13 protein-coding genes are annotated in these 13,714 nt (G+C 63.9%); 7 read left to right on the forward strand and 6 right to left on the reverse strand.

Annotated features, from left to right (window positions below; genetic code table 11):
* Positions 1-21: 21 nt before the first annotated feature.
* The 4 genes from CRO75_RS00895 to CRO75_RS00910 all read left to right on the forward strand — a co-directional run bounded on the left by CRO75_RS00895 (position 22) and on the right by CRO75_RS00910 (position 5,127).
* Positions 22-1,146 (forward strand): polysaccharide deacetylase family protein, encoded by a 1,125-nt coding sequence (locus CRO75_RS00895; RefSeq protein ID WP_097134174.1) that lies wholly within the window; start codon positions 22-24, stop codon positions 1,144-1,146.
* Between the two features lie 209 nt (positions 1,147-1,355).
* Entirely contained in the window at positions 1,356-3,290 is a 1,935-nt protein-coding gene (locus CRO75_RS00900; RefSeq protein WP_097134175.1) for an ATP-dependent DNA helicase RecQ, read from the forward strand.
* A gap of 105 nt (positions 3,291-3,395) precedes the next feature.
* Positions 3,396-4,628 (forward strand): 3-hydroxyacyl-CoA dehydrogenase, encoded by a 1,233-nt coding sequence (locus CRO75_RS00905; RefSeq protein ID WP_097134176.1) that lies wholly within the window; start codon positions 3,396-3,398, stop codon positions 4,626-4,628.
* A 67-nt stretch (positions 4,629-4,695) separates the two neighbouring features.
* The gene (locus CRO75_RS00910) at positions 4,696-5,127 is read left to right on the forward strand and encodes a thioesterase family protein (RefSeq protein ID WP_007931728.1); all 432 of its coding nucleotides are present in this window, start codon (positions 4,696-4,698) and stop codon (positions 5,125-5,127) included.
* Between the two features lie 130 nt (positions 5,128-5,257).
* Here the strand turns inward: CRO75_RS00910 and CRO75_RS00915 are convergent, their stop codons facing one another.
* From CRO75_RS00915 to CRO75_RS00930, 4 genes are all read right to left on the reverse strand, one after another.
* On the reverse strand, positions 5,258-5,740 hold the full coding sequence (locus tag CRO75_RS00915) for a glycine zipper domain-containing protein (RefSeq protein WP_007931726.1): 483 nt from the start codon (positions 5,738-5,740) through the stop codon (positions 5,258-5,260).
* Between the two features lie 346 nt (positions 5,741-6,086).
* Positions 6,087-8,435, reverse strand: coding sequence for an FdhF/YdeP family oxidoreductase (locus CRO75_RS00920; RefSeq protein ID WP_097134177.1), 2,349 nt, complete (start codon positions 8,433-8,435; stop codon positions 6,087-6,089).
* Complete coding sequence (gene fdhD, locus CRO75_RS00925; RefSeq protein WP_097134178.1) at positions 8,432-9,271, reverse strand: formate dehydrogenase accessory sulfurtransferase FdhD; 840 nt, start codon at positions 9,269-9,271, stop codon at positions 8,432-8,434. Before fdhD ends, CRO75_RS00920 begins: the two co-directional genes overlap by 4 nt.
* Positions 9,272-9,365: 94 nt before the next feature.
* Complete coding sequence (locus tag CRO75_RS00930; protein ID WP_062823986.1) at positions 9,366-10,253, reverse strand: LysR substrate-binding domain-containing protein; 888 nt, start codon at positions 10,251-10,253, stop codon at positions 9,366-9,368.
* A gap of 138 nt (positions 10,254-10,391) precedes the next feature.
* On the opposite strand from CRO75_RS00930, the gene lysM reads away from it, so the two are divergent.
* Positions 10,392-10,832 (forward strand): peptidoglycan-binding protein LysM, encoded by a 441-nt coding sequence (lysM, locus tag CRO75_RS00935; RefSeq protein WP_009046477.1) that lies wholly within the window; start codon positions 10,392-10,394, stop codon positions 10,830-10,832.
* 119 nt (positions 10,833-10,951) lie between these two features.
* On the opposite strand, the gene yrfG is transcribed toward lysM, so the two are convergent.
* Complete coding sequence (gene yrfG, locus CRO75_RS00940; protein WP_062823985.1) at positions 10,952-11,614, reverse strand: GMP/IMP nucleotidase; 663 nt, start codon at positions 11,612-11,614, stop codon at positions 10,952-10,954.
* A gap of 89 nt (positions 11,615-11,703) precedes the next feature.
* Here yrfG and nudE point away from each other — a divergent pair, with 89 nt between their 5' ends.
* On the forward strand, positions 11,704-12,270 hold the full coding sequence (gene nudE, locus CRO75_RS00945; RefSeq protein WP_007931715.1) for an ADP compounds hydrolase NudE: 567 nt from the start codon (positions 11,704-11,706) through the stop codon (positions 12,268-12,270).
* Positions 12,271-12,281: 11 nt separating this feature from the next.
* Positions 12,282-13,109, forward strand: a complete 828-nt coding sequence (gene cysQ / locus CRO75_RS00950) for a 3'(2'),5'-bisphosphate nucleotidase CysQ (RefSeq protein ID WP_085533404.1) — start codon at positions 12,282-12,284, stop codon at positions 13,107-13,109.
* 132 nt (positions 13,110-13,241) lie between these two features.
* On the opposite strand, the gene CRO75_RS00955 is transcribed toward cysQ, so the two are convergent.
* Positions 13,242-13,697 (reverse strand): YiiD C-terminal domain-containing protein, encoded by a 456-nt coding sequence (locus CRO75_RS00955; RefSeq protein WP_097134179.1) that lies wholly within the window; start codon positions 13,695-13,697, stop codon positions 13,242-13,244.
* Between the last annotated feature and the right edge of the window lie 17 nt (positions 13,698-13,714).

Raw genomic sequence — 13,714 nt, forward strand, 5'->3', positions numbered from 1 at the left:
TATGCATTTATGGAGGTTGTTATGCGGGTTCTGGTTGTTGCTTTGATGTTGTTCCTATGGACGGCCGTTGCCCAGGCTGCCGGCCCGATGGTGTTCGCCACTATCGACCGCAGCACCTGGCCGGGTTCGCTGGCCACGCAAGCGGGCTTCGATACCGCCTCGCGTGCGGAAATCCTGATGTTCGGCAAGGTCCTGCTGGCCAGCGAGGCGCTGGACGATGCGAGTCTCAAGCAGCGCCTGGGCGTCAAGGCGCTGGACCATCATTCGGTCGAGCAAGTGCGCGATCGTTTCTGGATACGCCTGCTCAGCAGTTACCACAGCGCCAGCCAGGACTGTGAAGGTGCCGCCTTCTGCCCGCCGGTGCGTAACCTGGATGACTTGCGACAACTGGCCCAGGGCTTCACCGGGACGGTCAGCCCGGCCTATGACGCCTGGGCCCAGGCGAGCCGGCAGTTTCATGAGCAGTATCTGAACGAACAGCTGCGCCTGGCGGCGTTGTTTCCGAAGATCAGCAGTGAGATCGAGCGTTTCGACAGCGCCGAGCTGATGGGCGACGAATTGGCGGATCGGCAGTTTCTGCTGACCTTCGACGACGGCCCGACAGCCGCGGGCGGTCACACCGATACGCTGGCCAACGTGCTGCGGGCCCACGACCTGCATGGATTGTTCTTCGTCCTGGGCGAACCGTTCCAGGCACGTCTGCGCAAGTCGTCGCCGGCGCAAATGCGCGAGTTGTACAGCGGTCAGTGCGTTGCCCTGCATGGCTGGGCGCACAAGTCCCACAGCGCCTGGAGCGAATGGCAGCAGTCCATCACCCGTTCCGCGACCCTGGTGCGTGGCACCTTGCCGGATGACTACCAGCCGCTGTTCCGTCCGCCTTATGGCCAGCGTTCGAGTGACAGCCCAGCGTTCTTCAAGGCCCAGGGCATCAAGGTGATGCTCTGGGGCGTCGACTCCCAGGACTGGAGCAAGAGCATCAGCGCCAGCGCGGCGAGCCAGCGGGTGCAGACGCTGATGCTGCTGTGGCGCCGGGGGATCATTCTGTTCCACGACATTCACAACAAAGCGCCCCTGGCGGTGCCGGCGCTGATCGCCGCGAACAAGAGCAATGGCGTGAAGTGGGTGGATTGCCGCGCGACGCGCTAAGAGCACGATTTCTATCGCGAGTCATCGCGCATCGACCGGTGCCCGATGGCTTGCGATACACCCTGAAAAACTCCGCGTCATCCCCAGCCGAACGCCGTCCTCCGTCCCCCTGTATCATCCCGTATCCTTTTCCTCCCGACCTTTTCTCGACCCGCTGACCGGCCGCGCTAGGCTTCAAGGCACGTCAGCGGTCAAAGGAGTGACAGCTCATGCACAACACCCTCGAACAGGTCTTCGGTTATCCACAGTTCCGTCCCGGCCAGGAGGCAGCGGTCAGCGCCGTGCTGGCCGGGCGCTCGGCGGCGGCGATCTTTCCCACGGGCTCCGGCAAGTCGCTGTGCTACCAGCTGCCGGCCTTGCTGCTGCCGCACCTGACCCTGGTGGTCTCGCCGTTGCTGGCGCTGATGCAGGACCAGCTGGCGTTCCTGCAGCGGCACGGCATCGCCGCGGCGAGCATCGATTCGGCGCAGAGCCGCGATGACGCCAACGAGGTCATGGCGCGGGCGCGCTCCGGTGAGCTGAAGATCCTGATGATCTCGGTGGAGCGCCTGAAGAACGAGCGTTTTCGCAACTTCCTGCAGCAGGTGCGGATCTCCCTGCTGGTGGTGGACGAGGCGCACTGCATCTCCGAATGGGGCCATAACTTTCGCCCCGACTACCTCAAACTGCCGGACTACCAGCGCCAGTTCAATATTCCCCAGGCACTGCTGCTGACCGCTACCGCCACGCCCAAGGTGATCGCCGACATGCAGGCGAAATTCGCCATCGCCGGGCAGGATGTGGTGACTACCGGTTTCTACCGGCCCAACCTCAACCTGCTGGTGGAACCGGTGCGCGGCCAGGACAAGCGCCGGCGCCTGGTGCAGTGGATGAGCGAGCGTCCCGGCCAGCCGAGCATCGTCTATGTCACCTTGCAGAAAACCGCCGAGCACATCGCCGAGCATCTGAGTCGCAACGGCATCCAGGCCCAGGCTTATCACGCCGGTCTGCCCCATGAGCAGCGCGAGGCCATCCAGCGGCAGTTCATGGCGGGCCACTCCAATTGCATCGTCGCCACCATCGCTTTCGGCATGGGCATCGACAAGAGCGACATCCGCAACGTGGTGCATTTCGACCTGCCCAAATCCATCGAAAACTACAGCCAGGAAATCGGCCGCGCCGGGCGTGATGGCCAACCTTCGGACTGCCTGGTGCTGGCCAACCGCGACAGCCTCAACGTGCTGGAAAACTTCGTCTACGGCGACACGCCGGAGCTGGAAGGCATTCGTTGTGTGCTGGACGAGTTGCAGGGCGCGGCTCCTGACGGGCAGTGGGAGTTCCTGTTGGGGCCGCTGGCGGACCAGAGCAACATTCGCCAACTGCCGCTCAAGACCTTGCTGGTGCAGCTGGAGCTGCGCGGCCTGATCGCGCCGCGTTACGCCTACTTCGCCGAATACCGCTTCAAGCTCCTTGAGGAACCGCAGGCGCTGCTGGCGCGTTTCGAGGGGGAGCGCCGGGAGTTCGTGGCGGCGATCATCGAGACCTCCAGCCGTGCCCGGACCTGGGCCACGGTGAATTTCGATGCGTTGTATCAGCAGCATCAGGCCGAGCGTAACCGGGTGGTGAAGGCCCTGGACTACTTCCAGGAAAAGGGCTGGGTCGAGCTGGAAAGCAAGCAGATGACCGAGGTCTACAACCTGCTGGAGACGGGCTTCGATGCCGCGACCCTGAGCCAGCAACTGCATGCCTACTTCAAACAGCACGAAAGCAGCGAGATCGCGCGGATCCACGCGATGCTCGCACTGTTCGCCACCGAGCAGTGCCTGGGGTATCGCCTGGCGCAGTATTTCGGCGACGACCAGGCACCGCGGCGGTGCGGGCATTGCTCGGTATGCCATGGCCAGGTGGCCCGCCTGCCGGAGCCGCCAGCCTTGTCCGCGCTTGTGGATAAAAACTTCGAAGCGCTGTGTGGCGAATTTATCCACAGGCACCACCAATACAGCGGCACGGTTCCAGGGGCGGAACGGCTGACGCGTTTCCTGTGTGGGATCAGCGTGCCGCTGTTCACCAAACTCAAGGCGCGGTCGATCCCGGGTTTCGCGGTGCTCGAGGATTATCCCTACGCCGAAGTGCGCGATTGGGCCGAACATCACCTCCAGGATTGATGCCTGCCCGATCCATCTGCTGAATGTCGCTCATCACAGGAATAAATTTCAAAAATGCCCCGGGCCTGATTATGGTGGTTTGCGTCCACCTACAAGGGAGCCACTATGAGCCAGATCGATATTCAGCGCGCCGCGGTGATCGGTGCCGGGACCATGGGCCGCGGGATCGTGATGTGCCTGGCCAATGCCGGGGTCGCGGTGCAGTGGGTGGACAACAATCCGCAGATGCTCGAACAGGCGCTGACAGCGGTGACTGAGACTTATGCACACAACGTGCGTCAGGGGCGGATCGATCAGGCAGAGGCCGATGCGCGCCGGGCCCGGATAAGCGCGGCGGCGGATTATCCGGCGATCCGCGATGTGGATCTGGTGATCGAGGCGATCTACGAGAACCTCGAGCTGAAGCAGCAAATCTTCCGCGAACTCGATGGCCTGCTCCAGCCGCGGGCGATCCTCGCCAGCAATACCTCGGCGCTGGATATCGACGCCATCGCCGCGGTCACCCGGCGCTCAAGACAGGTGCTGGGCCTGCACTTCTTCAGCCCGGCGCACATCATGAAGCTGCTGGAAATCGTGCGGGGCGCCGCGACTGCGCCGCAGGTGCTCGAGGCCGCGCTGGCGCTGGGCGAGCGTATGGGCAAGGTCAGTGTGGTGTCCGGCAACTGCCCTGGATTCATTGGCAACCGCATGTTGCGCACCTATGTGCTGGAGGCGCGCAAGATGTTGCTGGAAGGGGCTTTCCCTTATCAGGTGGATGCCGCATTGCAGGGCTTCGGTTTTGCCATGGGCCCGTTCCGCATGTATGACGTGGTCGGCATCGACCTGGAATGGCGCGCCCGGCAGTTGGCCGGCAAGGGGCAAGAGGCGCACGAAGTGCAGGTGGATAATCGCCTGTGCGAGGCGGGTCGTTTTGGCCAGAAGAGTGGCAAGGGTTATTACCACTACGAGCCCGGCAGTCGCCAGGCCGAGCACGATGTGCAGGTCGATGCCCTGGTCCAGGAGGTCAGCGAAGGCCTGGGCTACCGTCGTCGCGACATCGGCCCCGAGGAAATCCTCGAACGCTGCCTGCTGGCGCTGGTCAACGAAGGCGCGAAGATTCTCGAGGAAGGCATTGCCGGCTCGGCGCACGACATCGACCTGGTGTACCTCAACGGTTATGGCTTCCCGGCAGACAAGGGCGGGCCGATGAGCTGGGCGGACCGACAGGGGCTGGTGTCCATCCAGCAGGGGCTGCTGCGGCTGCAAGCCGAGTCGGGCGCGCACTGGAAGCCGGCGCGGTTGATTGACGAGCTGGCACAGGCTGGCAAAGGGTTTGCCGATCACCGGGCCATCGGTTGAAATAGGCGTCGCCTGATCGACTACATCATGGTCGCCTTCCAGACACCTCGCCTTCGAGAACCCGCCAATGACCGACCGTATGCCGCAACGCACCGACTACCGCCACTTCCAGCCCATCATCACGCGCTGGCACGACAACGATGTGTACGGTCATGTGAATAACGTCACCTACTACAGCTTCTTCGACACGGCGGTGAACACCTACCTGATCGAGGAGGGCGGCCTGGATATCCATGACGGCGAGGTGGTGGGCTTCGTGGTGAGTTCGGCCTGCGATTACTTTGCCTCGATCGCTTTCCCCGAGCGCATCGAGATCGGCCTGCGCGTCGGCAAGCTGGGCAACAGTTCGGTGCAGTACGAGCTGGCGGTGTTCAAGGCGGGGGAAACCGATGCCTGCGCGGCGGGGCGCTTCGTGCATGTGTTCGTCGATCGGGCATCGAATCAGCCGGTAGGGATTCCCGCCGGGCTGCGTGGAGCGCTGGAACGCTTGCTGGTGTAAGGCACAAAAAAGACCGCAGCCTGCTTCGGGCAGCTCCTTGGGGTTCATCCCGGGGGTGATGAACCCTGTCTGGCAGGAGCTGCCGTCAGGCTGCGGTCTTTGTGTCAGCGGGGTGCGACCGTTTCAGGTCTTAGTCGCGCCAGTGACGTTTGTGCTTGCGATGCCCGTAGGCATGGCCACGACCTGGATGGCCGTCGCGGTAGTAGCGACGGTCGTCGTAGTCGCGATCGCGGTAACGGCGATCGTCACGATCGCTGGAGTTGCCCATGTGGTTACCCAGTGCGCCGCCGACGCCACCGCCCGCGGCTGCGCCGATCAGGCTGCCAGTGGTGCCCCCCACGCTGCGGCCGACCACGTTACCGCCGGCTGCGCCTAGCGCGCCACCGATAGCGGCTTCGCCACGGCTGCGTCTGTCGGCACCCACGGCACTGCCGCCCGCGCCGCCCAGTGCGGCACCGATGGTGGAACCGGTGTTGCCACCAATCGACTGACCGACGACCGAGCCTAGAACCCCGCCCAATGCGCCGCCCACACCTGCTTCTGTGGTGCCGCCGGCAGAGGCGACGCCGCTGACCAGGCCAAGGGACAACAAGAGAATCGAGGAGAACTTCATAGAGGAGCCTCAAAGGGATGACGGCGCGATCCTGAGGCTGTGTTGAGGCGCTTACAATCGAAATCCGACGAATAGCACGAGTTGTACACAATCTCGTAACTTATTGTTTTTAGTAGGGAACTTATCCCGTTTTCGCGAGTCTGTAGCTACTTGGAAAAGGCCGCTTCTGGATGGAAGCGGCCTTTTTTGTGCCTGCGATTTCGCCGCCGCTGGAACCTCCTGACTGTAGCCGCTGCCGCAGGCTGCGATCGGCTCCGTAGGAGACGTTGCTCTTGAGGGCCCTGGAAGGCGCTGCGCGCCTTATCGCAGCCTGCGGCAGCGGCTACAGGGCCAGCGATTTCGTCGATCAGGCCGACCGGGCCATGATCAAGCCGCTGTCGCTGGCCGCTTCCAGGCGGATCGCGACGAACTTCGAGGTCGGGGTGTAGCTGCCGTCCCCGATACTTTCCAGCGGCACCAGCGGGTTCACCTCGGGGTAATAGGCCGCGGCCTGCCCAGCCGGAATATCGAAGGCCAGCAGGGTGAAACCCTTGACCCGACGCTCGCGGCCGTCATCCCACAACGACACGATGTCGGCTTTCTGCCCCGGCTTGAAGCCCAGGCGGATGATGTCGGCTTCGTTGACGAACAGCACGTCGCGCTGGCCCTTCACGCCACGGTAGCGGTCGTCCAGGCCGTAGATAGTGGTGTTGTACTGATCGTGGGAGCGCATCGACTGCATGATCAGGTCCGGCAGCTGCCCGGTGGCGCGGGTGCGTTCGTGCACCAGATCCTTTGGCAGCAGGTTCGGGAGGAAATTGGCGCGGCCCGACGGGGTGTTCCAGCGCCGCGCGCCGGCCGAGTTGCCGAGGTAGAAGCCACCAGGGTTTTTTACCCGCTGGTTGAAGTCCTTGAAGCCGGGAATGGTGTCGGCGATCAGGTCGCGGATACGGCTGTAGTCGGCCACCAGCCAGTTCCAGTCCACCGGGTGGCTGCCCAGGGTAGCGGCGGCGATGCCGGCGAGGATCGACGGTTCTGAGCGCATCTGTGGCGACAGCGGTTGCAACTGGCCGTTGGAGGCGTGGACCATGCTGAAGGAGTCTTCCACGGTCACCGCTTGCGCGCCTTCGCTCTGCAGGTCGATGTCGGTGCGGCCCAGGCACGGCAGGATCAGCGCTTCCTTGCCATGGGCCAGGTGGCTGCGGTTGAGCTTGGTGCTGATCTGCACGGTCAGATCGCAGTTGCGCAGGGCCTGGAAGGTCCGCGGGCTGTCCGGGGTAGCCTGGGCGAAGTTGCCGCCCAGGCCGATGAAGACTGTCGAACGGCCTTCGAGCATGGCGTGGATCGCCTCGACCACGTTATGGCCGTTCTCGCGCGGCACCTTGAACTGGAAGCGCCGCTCCAGGGCGTCGAGGAAGGCCACCGGCGGCTGTTCGTTGATGCCCATGGTGCGGTCGCCCTGCACGTTGCTGTGGCCGCGCACCGGGCACAGGCCGGCGCCCGGACGGCCGATGTTGCCGCGCAGCAGCATCAGGTTGGCGATTTCCTGGATGGTCGGCACCGAGTGGCGATGCTGGGTGATGCCCATGGCCCAGCACATGATCACGTTCTTGCCCTTGGCGTACATGCGCGCCGCGCGCTCGATCTCCACCAGGGTCAGGCCGGACTGCTCGACGATGTCGTCCCATGGGGTGTCGTCGATGACGCTCAGGTAATCCAGCACGGCGGCGGTGTGTTCGTTGAGGAAGTCGTGATCGAACACCGCCGGCGCGCCAGTCTTCTGGGCGTCGCGTTCCCATTGCAGGAGGAACTTGGCCATGCCGCGCACCACCGCCATGTCGCCGCCCAGGGCCGGGCGGAAGTAGGCGGTGTTGGTCGGCTTGTTGCCATTGGTGAGCATTTCGATCGGGTGCTGCGGATGCTGGAAGCGTTCCAGGCCGCGTTCTTTCAGCGGGTTGATGCACACCACCTGGGCCCCGCGTTTCACTGCTTCGCGCAGCGGCTCGAGCATCCGAGGGTGGTTGGTGCCGGGGTTCTGGCCCCAGACGAAAATCGCATCGGCATGTTCGAAGTCGTCGAAGGTCACGGTGCCTTTGCCGACGCCGACGCTTTGCGCCAGGGCCACGCCGCTGGCTTCGTGGCACATGTTCGAGCAGTCGGGGAAGTTGTTGGTGCCATAGGCGCGCACGAACAACTGGTACAGGTACGCCGCTTCGTTGCTGGCGCGGCCCGAGGTGTAGAACTCGGCCATGTCCGGGCTGGGCAGTGCCCGCAGGTGCTTGCCGATCAGGGCGAAGGCGGCTTCCCAACTGATGGGCTTGTAGCGGTCGGTTTCGGCGTCGTAGCTCAGGGGCTCGGTCAGGCGGCCCTGGTATTCGAGCCAGTAGTCGCTCTGTTCCAGCAGCGAGCTAACGCTGTGCTTGGCGAAGAACTTGCCGTCCACGCGGCGTTTGGTGGCCTCCCAGTTCACCGCCTTGGCGCCGTTCTCGCAGAACTTGACCATGCCGCTTTCCGGCGAGTCGCCCCAGGCGCAGCCCGGGCAGTCGAAACCGCCGTTCTGGTTGGTCTTGAGCATCATGCGCAGGTTTTTCAGGGCGTTGTCACTCGTCAGCCAGGCCTGGGCGACGCTGATGAGCGCGCCCCAGCCGCCGGCCGGGCCTTTGTAGGGCTTGTAGCGCGGGGTAGGTGTCTGGTCGGCTTGGTGATGAGTGGTCACGCTTGTTTCTCCATCGCAGGGCTATAGACCCGTGGCGCACTTTTTTGCGGCAGGTGAATGAGATTGAGGTTGTGCCGGCGTGCCCATTGCAGGGCCAGGCCGGTGGGCGCCGACAGACTGACCAGGGTCTGGATGCCGGCACGCAGGACTTTCTGGATCAGTTCCAGGCTGCACCGGCTGGTGACGATGGCCACGCCGCCGGCAGTGGTTATGTTCTGGCGGATCAACGCGCCAATCAGCTTGTCCAGGGCGTTGTGCCGGCCGATATCTTCGCGCCCCAGCAGCAGCTCGCCCTGGGCGTTCATGAACACCGCCGCATGCACCGCGCCGGAGTGCTGGCCCAGGGGCTGGAAGGCGCTGATGCGCTGGCGCAGGCCATCGAGCCACTGGGCGGGCGGCAACGGCGCGCCGGGCAGCACCTTGAGGTCCGGCAGGGCCTGTTCCACGGCTTCCACGCCGCACAGGCCGCACCCGCTGGTACCCGCCAGTTGCCGGCGTTGCTGCTTGAGGTTCCAGAAGGCGCGGCTGGAGATCTGCACCTGGGCGTACTGGGCCGAACCGCTGCCGCTCAGTTGCAGGTCGTAGATGTCCGAGGCGTCGCCGATGATGCCGCTGCCGAGGCTGAAGCCGACGATGAAGTCTTCCAGGTCGCTGGGGGTGACCAGCATCACGGCCTGGCTGATGCCGTTATAGGCGATCGCCAGCGCGACTTCCTCGGCGAGCGCGGTGCTGGCCGATTCCGTGTGGTCGAGGTTGCTGTAGCGGTAGTTCTGACTGGCGGCGGGCGCGGGCGTTTTCGCAGAAGGCGTCGCGCAAGCCGGGCGCTGGGGTTTCATGGGGCATCACCGGCGGAATATCCAGCCCTAAGACTAAGCGCGTCAAAGTGTCGCGTCTAATTGCTAGTACTGATGTGCCGATAGATGGCGTCGATCAAGACTCGCTCGGTGATTTCTGCTGCAGGGCGAAGCATGCCTCGGCCAGGGCCGAGCGCGGTGCGCTGCGGCGCATGATCAGGCCCAGGTGCGCCAGGGTGTTGGCGTCTGCTATGGGCTGCAGGCGCAGGTGCTCGGTGAGGGCTTCCAGGCCGCCGTCCAGCGGCATGATCGCGCAGCACAGGCCGCCATGTACGGCTTGCAGCAATTGATGCACGGCATCGGTCTGCAGCAGCGGTTGTGGGGTGAGGCCACGACTGTGGAAGTTATGGTCGATGGACTGGCGAAAATGCATGCCGCTGGTCAGCATGCCCAGCGGCAGTTCGATCACGGCCTCCCAGCTCAGGGGCTGCTCACCGAAGCTGAAGAAGCGTTGGTCATAGAGCAGGCCCATGCGGGTTTCGCCCAGGGCCAGGGCTTCGAAGCGTTCGCTGTCCAGGCGCTCCAGGTAGGAAACGCCGATATCCAGGCGATTGCTCGCCAGCTGTTCGAGGATCTGCTCGGAACTGAGCGCCGACAACTCGAAGCGCACATTCGGGTGAGCCTGGTGCAGGCGCTGCATCAGTGGCAGCGGGTCGAAGCTCGACAGCGGCACCACCCCCAGGCGCAGGGTACCGACCAGATTGCCGCGACAAGCGGCCGCCTCGGCCTGCAACCCGTCGTAGGCGGCCAGCACGCTGCGGGCCCAGGCCAGCACCCGTTCCCCGGGGGCGGTGAAGCCCTCGAAACGCTGGCCGCGGTTGACCAGCGACAGCTCGAGTTCTTCCTCGAGGTTGCGCAGGCGCATGGACAGGGTCGGCTGGGTGATGTGGCAGCGCGCGGCGGCCTGGCCAAAGTGGCGGGTTTCGTCGAGAGCGATGAGGAATTTCAGCTGCTTGATGTCCATCTTCGCTTCCTGGGCGCGGGGGGAGGCGATTCTAGCGTGCTTGCCGTGCACAGCGTCATTGGTCGATTTTGAACCTCGTCTCTCAAGGCTGGTCTAGTCTTTCGCGTCTGGACCTATTAAACCCAAGGAGTGTGCACCATGAGTATTTTTAGCTTTGTGAAAGAAGCGGGCGAAAAGCTTATTGATTTGTTGACGCCGGGTAACGCCAATGCGAGCGAACAGCTGAAGGAGCACATCGCCAAGGTTGGCCTGGGTAACCCCAACGTCCAGGCTACCGTGGAAGGCGACAAGGTCATCGTGACCGGTGAAGTGGCCAGCCAGGAAGAGAAGGAAAAGATTCTGCTGGCCGTGGGCAACATCGAAGGTGTCGGCAGCGTCGACGATCAGATCACCGTCACCGGTCCTGTGGCGGCTGCCGCGCGTTTCGTCACCGTGAAAAAAGGCGACACCCTCAGCGCCATTTCCAAGGCCGTGTACGGCGACGCCAACAAGTACAACAAGATCTTCGAGGCCAACAAGCCGCTGCTGTCGCACCCGGACAAGATCTATCCGGGCCAGGTACTGCGCATTCCCGAGTAATGCTCGGTCTGTAGCCGCTGCCGAAGGCTGCGATAAGGTCCGAAGGACCTTTGGCGATCAACATCGCTACGACCGTTTCACGGTCGATCGCAGCCTGGGGCAGCGGCTACAGGATTGCTCTACAACCCCTCGATCAATGCTCGATAATCCCCCACCGCGGCAAACTCCGCCGTGTCCTTCGGCCCCTTGCGGCTGTCCGGTTCACTCACCGCCAATAGATGAGCCACGCCGAAATCCCGCGCGCTGCGCAGGATTGGCAGGGTGTCGTCGATAAACAGGCTACGTGCCGGATCGAAGCCGATATCCGCTTGCAACGCATCCCAGAACTGCGGGTTCTCCTTGGCGAAGCCGTAATCGTGAGAGCTGATCAAGCGTTCGAAATAGGGCGCCAGCTCGACTTTTTCCAACTTCAATGACAACGAATCGCGGTGCGCATTGGTGATCAGCACCACGCGTTTGCCAGCCTGCCTGATCGCCGCGAGAAAGGTATCGGCGTCCGGGCGCAGGGCGATCAGGTGGGCGGTTTCCAGCTTCAGTTCGCGCACCGGCAATTTCAGTTCGGCGCTCCAGAAGTCCAGGCAATACCACTGCAACTGTCCGGCGTTACGCTCGAACAGCGGCTGCAATTCCATTTCCGCCATGGCGCGGCTGACGCCATGCAGCTCGGCATAGCGCTGGGGCAGGTGCTCCATCCAGAAGTGGTTGTCGTAGTGCAGGTCCAGCAAGGTACCGTCCATATCCAGCAGAACGGTATCGATGTCGCGCCAGGGCAGTGAAGGCATGGAAAACGTCTCGAACGGTAGAAAGATATCCGACACAAACAATCGGGAAAGCCGCGTTATAGTAGCGCGTTCACGCCAAGGAGCCTTTTATGCGCCAGAAACCCACCGTACTCGCCCGCGAGATCGTCGCCACCAGCCGTCTGTTTTGCGTCGAAGCGGTGCAGTTGCGCTTTTCCAACGGTGTGGAGCGCACCTACGAGCGCCTGGTGGGCAAGGGCGCGGGCTATGGCGCGGTGATGATCGTGGCGATGCTCGATGCCGATCACGCGGTGTTGGTCGAGGAATATTGCGGCGGCACCGATGCCTATGAGCTGTCCCTGCCCAAGGGCCTGATCGAGCCTGGCGAGGATGTGCTGGCCGCCGCCGAGCGTGAGCTCAAGGAGGAGGCCGGTTTTGGCGCGCGGCAACTGGAACACCTGACCGAGCTGTCGTTGTCCCCCGGCTACATGAGCCAGAAGATCCAGGTGGTGCTGGCCACCGACCTCTACGAGGAGCGGCTGGAGGGCGACGAGCCCGAGCCGATGCGCGTGGACAAGATCAACCTGCGCGAGCTGTCGAGCCTGGCGCAGAACCCGCAATTCACCGAGGGCCGCGCCCTGGCCGCGCTGTATCTGGCCCGCGACCTGCTGACCCAGCGCGGCGCCTTCCAAGCATGAGTGAACCATCGATGAATTTTCCCCATCCGTTGCTGGCGCCGGTGATCGACCTGGCCTTGCAGGCGGGCGAAGCGATCCTGCCGTTCTGGCGTGCCAACGTCGCCGTCACCAGCAAGGCCGACGAGTCGCCGGTGACCGCCGCCGACCTGGCGGCCCACCACCTGATCGTGCAAGGCCTGACCGCGCTGGACCCGAGCATCCCGGTGCTCTCCGAAGAAGACGCCGACATTCCCCGGGACGTGCGTGCCGGCTGGCAGCGCTGGTGGCTGGTGGACCCGCTGGACGGCACCAAGGAGTTCATCTCCGGCAGCGAAGAGTTCACCGTCAATATCGCCCTGATCGAGGACGGCCGGGTGGTGTTCGGCGTGGTATCGATGCCGACCAGCGGTCGCTGCTATTTCGGCGGCGCCGGCCTTGGGGCCTGGCGCGCGGACAAGGGCCAGGCGCCGGTGGCGATCCACGTGCGTGACAGCCTGACGGCGGGCGAAGCCTTCACCGTGGTCGCCAGTCGTCGGCATACCAGCCCCGAGCAGGAGCGTCTGCTGGCCGGGTTGAGCGCGACCCTGGGCGAGTTGCAGCTGGCGAACATCGGCAGCTCGTTGAAGTTCTGCCTGCTGGCCGAAGGCGCGGCGGATTGTTATCCGCGACTGGCGCCGACCTCGCAGTGGGACACCGCGGCGGCCCAAGGCGTGCTGGAGGGCGCTGGAGGCGAGGTGCTGGATTTGAGTGGCGCGCCGTTCTGCTACCCGGCGCGGGAGTCGCTGCTCAATGGCTTCTTCCTGGCGCTACCGGCCAAGGCCGCATGGCGTGGGCGCTTGCTGGAGCTGGCGCGCGGCTGATCCTTGTAGCCGCTGGCGCAGCCTGCGCGCGAAGCGGCTGTGGATCGACTGGCGATATTCCGTCTGACACACCGCGCTGGCCGTTTACGACTGCTGCGCAGCCGATCGCAGGCTGCGCCAGCGGCTACAGGTTCAGCGGTGCAACACGTACTGCCCGGTGAAACGCACCGCATCTTCATCGCTGTCGGCATTCACCACCCGGGTGTGCAGAATCAGCCGCGCGCGGCCGTAGCGCTCATACATGGTCAGGAACCTGTGCCACACCTCTTCGCTCGGCGCGGCGCAGATGGCCGTGGCGTCGCTGGTCACCGGTAGCGGGTAATTGATCTGCCCTTCCTGAATCACGATGTGCCCGTCGTCGATCCCCGCTTCTTTCAGTCGCAGGTGCAGCCAGCCCCAGCCGGCCAGCACCGCGCCGCAATACAGGCTGCCGCCGAACATGGTGCTCTTGTGATTGACGTTGGCTTCCAGCGGCAGTTGCAGGCGCAGCTCATGTGCGTGCCAGTCGAGCACTTTCAGGCCCATGTTCCGCGTCAGGGGAATGTCGTGATGGAGGATGGATTCCAGGTGACGACTGTCGCGGTTCATGCAGGGCCTCGGTGGTG

The organism is Pseudomonas sp. LAMO17WK12:I10, from assembly GCF_900215185.1.
Taxonomy (GTDB): Bacteria; Pseudomonadota; Gammaproteobacteria; order Pseudomonadales; family Pseudomonadaceae; genus Aquipseudomonas; species Aquipseudomonas chlororaphis.

Excerpts from the sequence above, each read along its gene's own strand:
- CRO75_RS00895 (WP_097134174.1), top strand. The coding sequence starts at position 22 with ATGCGGGTTCTGGTTGTTGCTTTGATGTTGTTCCTATGGACGGCCGTT.
- CRO75_RS00900 (WP_097134175.1), top strand. The coding sequence starts at position 1,356 with ATGCACAACACCCTCGAACAGGTCTTCGGTTATCCACAGTTCCGTCCC.
- CRO75_RS00905 (WP_097134176.1), top strand. The coding sequence starts at position 3,396 with ATGAGCCAGATCGATATTCAGCGCGCCGCGGTGATCGGTGCCGGGACC.
- CRO75_RS00910 (WP_007931728.1), top strand. The coding sequence starts at position 4,696 with ATGACCGACCGTATGCCGCAACGCACCGACTACCGCCACTTCCAGCCC.
- CRO75_RS00915 (WP_007931726.1), bottom strand. The coding sequence starts at position 5,740 with ATGAAGTTCTCCTCGATTCTCTTGTTGTCCCTTGGCCTGGTCAGCGGC.
- fdhD (WP_097134178.1), bottom strand. The coding sequence starts at position 9,271 with ATGAAACCCCAGCGCCCGGCTTGCGCGACGCCTTCTGCGAAAACGCCC.
- CRO75_RS00930 (WP_062823986.1), bottom strand. The coding sequence starts at position 10,253 with ATGGACATCAAGCAGCTGAAATTCCTCATCGCTCTCGACGAAACCCGC.
- lysM (WP_009046477.1), top strand. The coding sequence starts at position 10,392 with ATGAGTATTTTTAGCTTTGTGAAAGAAGCGGGCGAAAAGCTTATTGAT.
- yrfG (WP_062823985.1), bottom strand. The coding sequence starts at position 11,614 with ATGCCTTCACTGCCCTGGCGCGACATCGATACCGTTCTGCTGGATATG.
- nudE (WP_007931715.1), top strand. The coding sequence starts at position 11,704 with ATGCGCCAGAAACCCACCGTACTCGCCCGCGAGATCGTCGCCACCAGC.
- cysQ (WP_085533404.1), top strand. The coding sequence starts at position 12,282 with ATGAATTTTCCCCATCCGTTGCTGGCGCCGGTGATCGACCTGGCCTTG.
- CRO75_RS00955 (WP_097134179.1), bottom strand. The coding sequence starts at position 13,697 with ATGAACCGCGACAGTCGTCACCTGGAATCCATCCTCCATCACGACATT.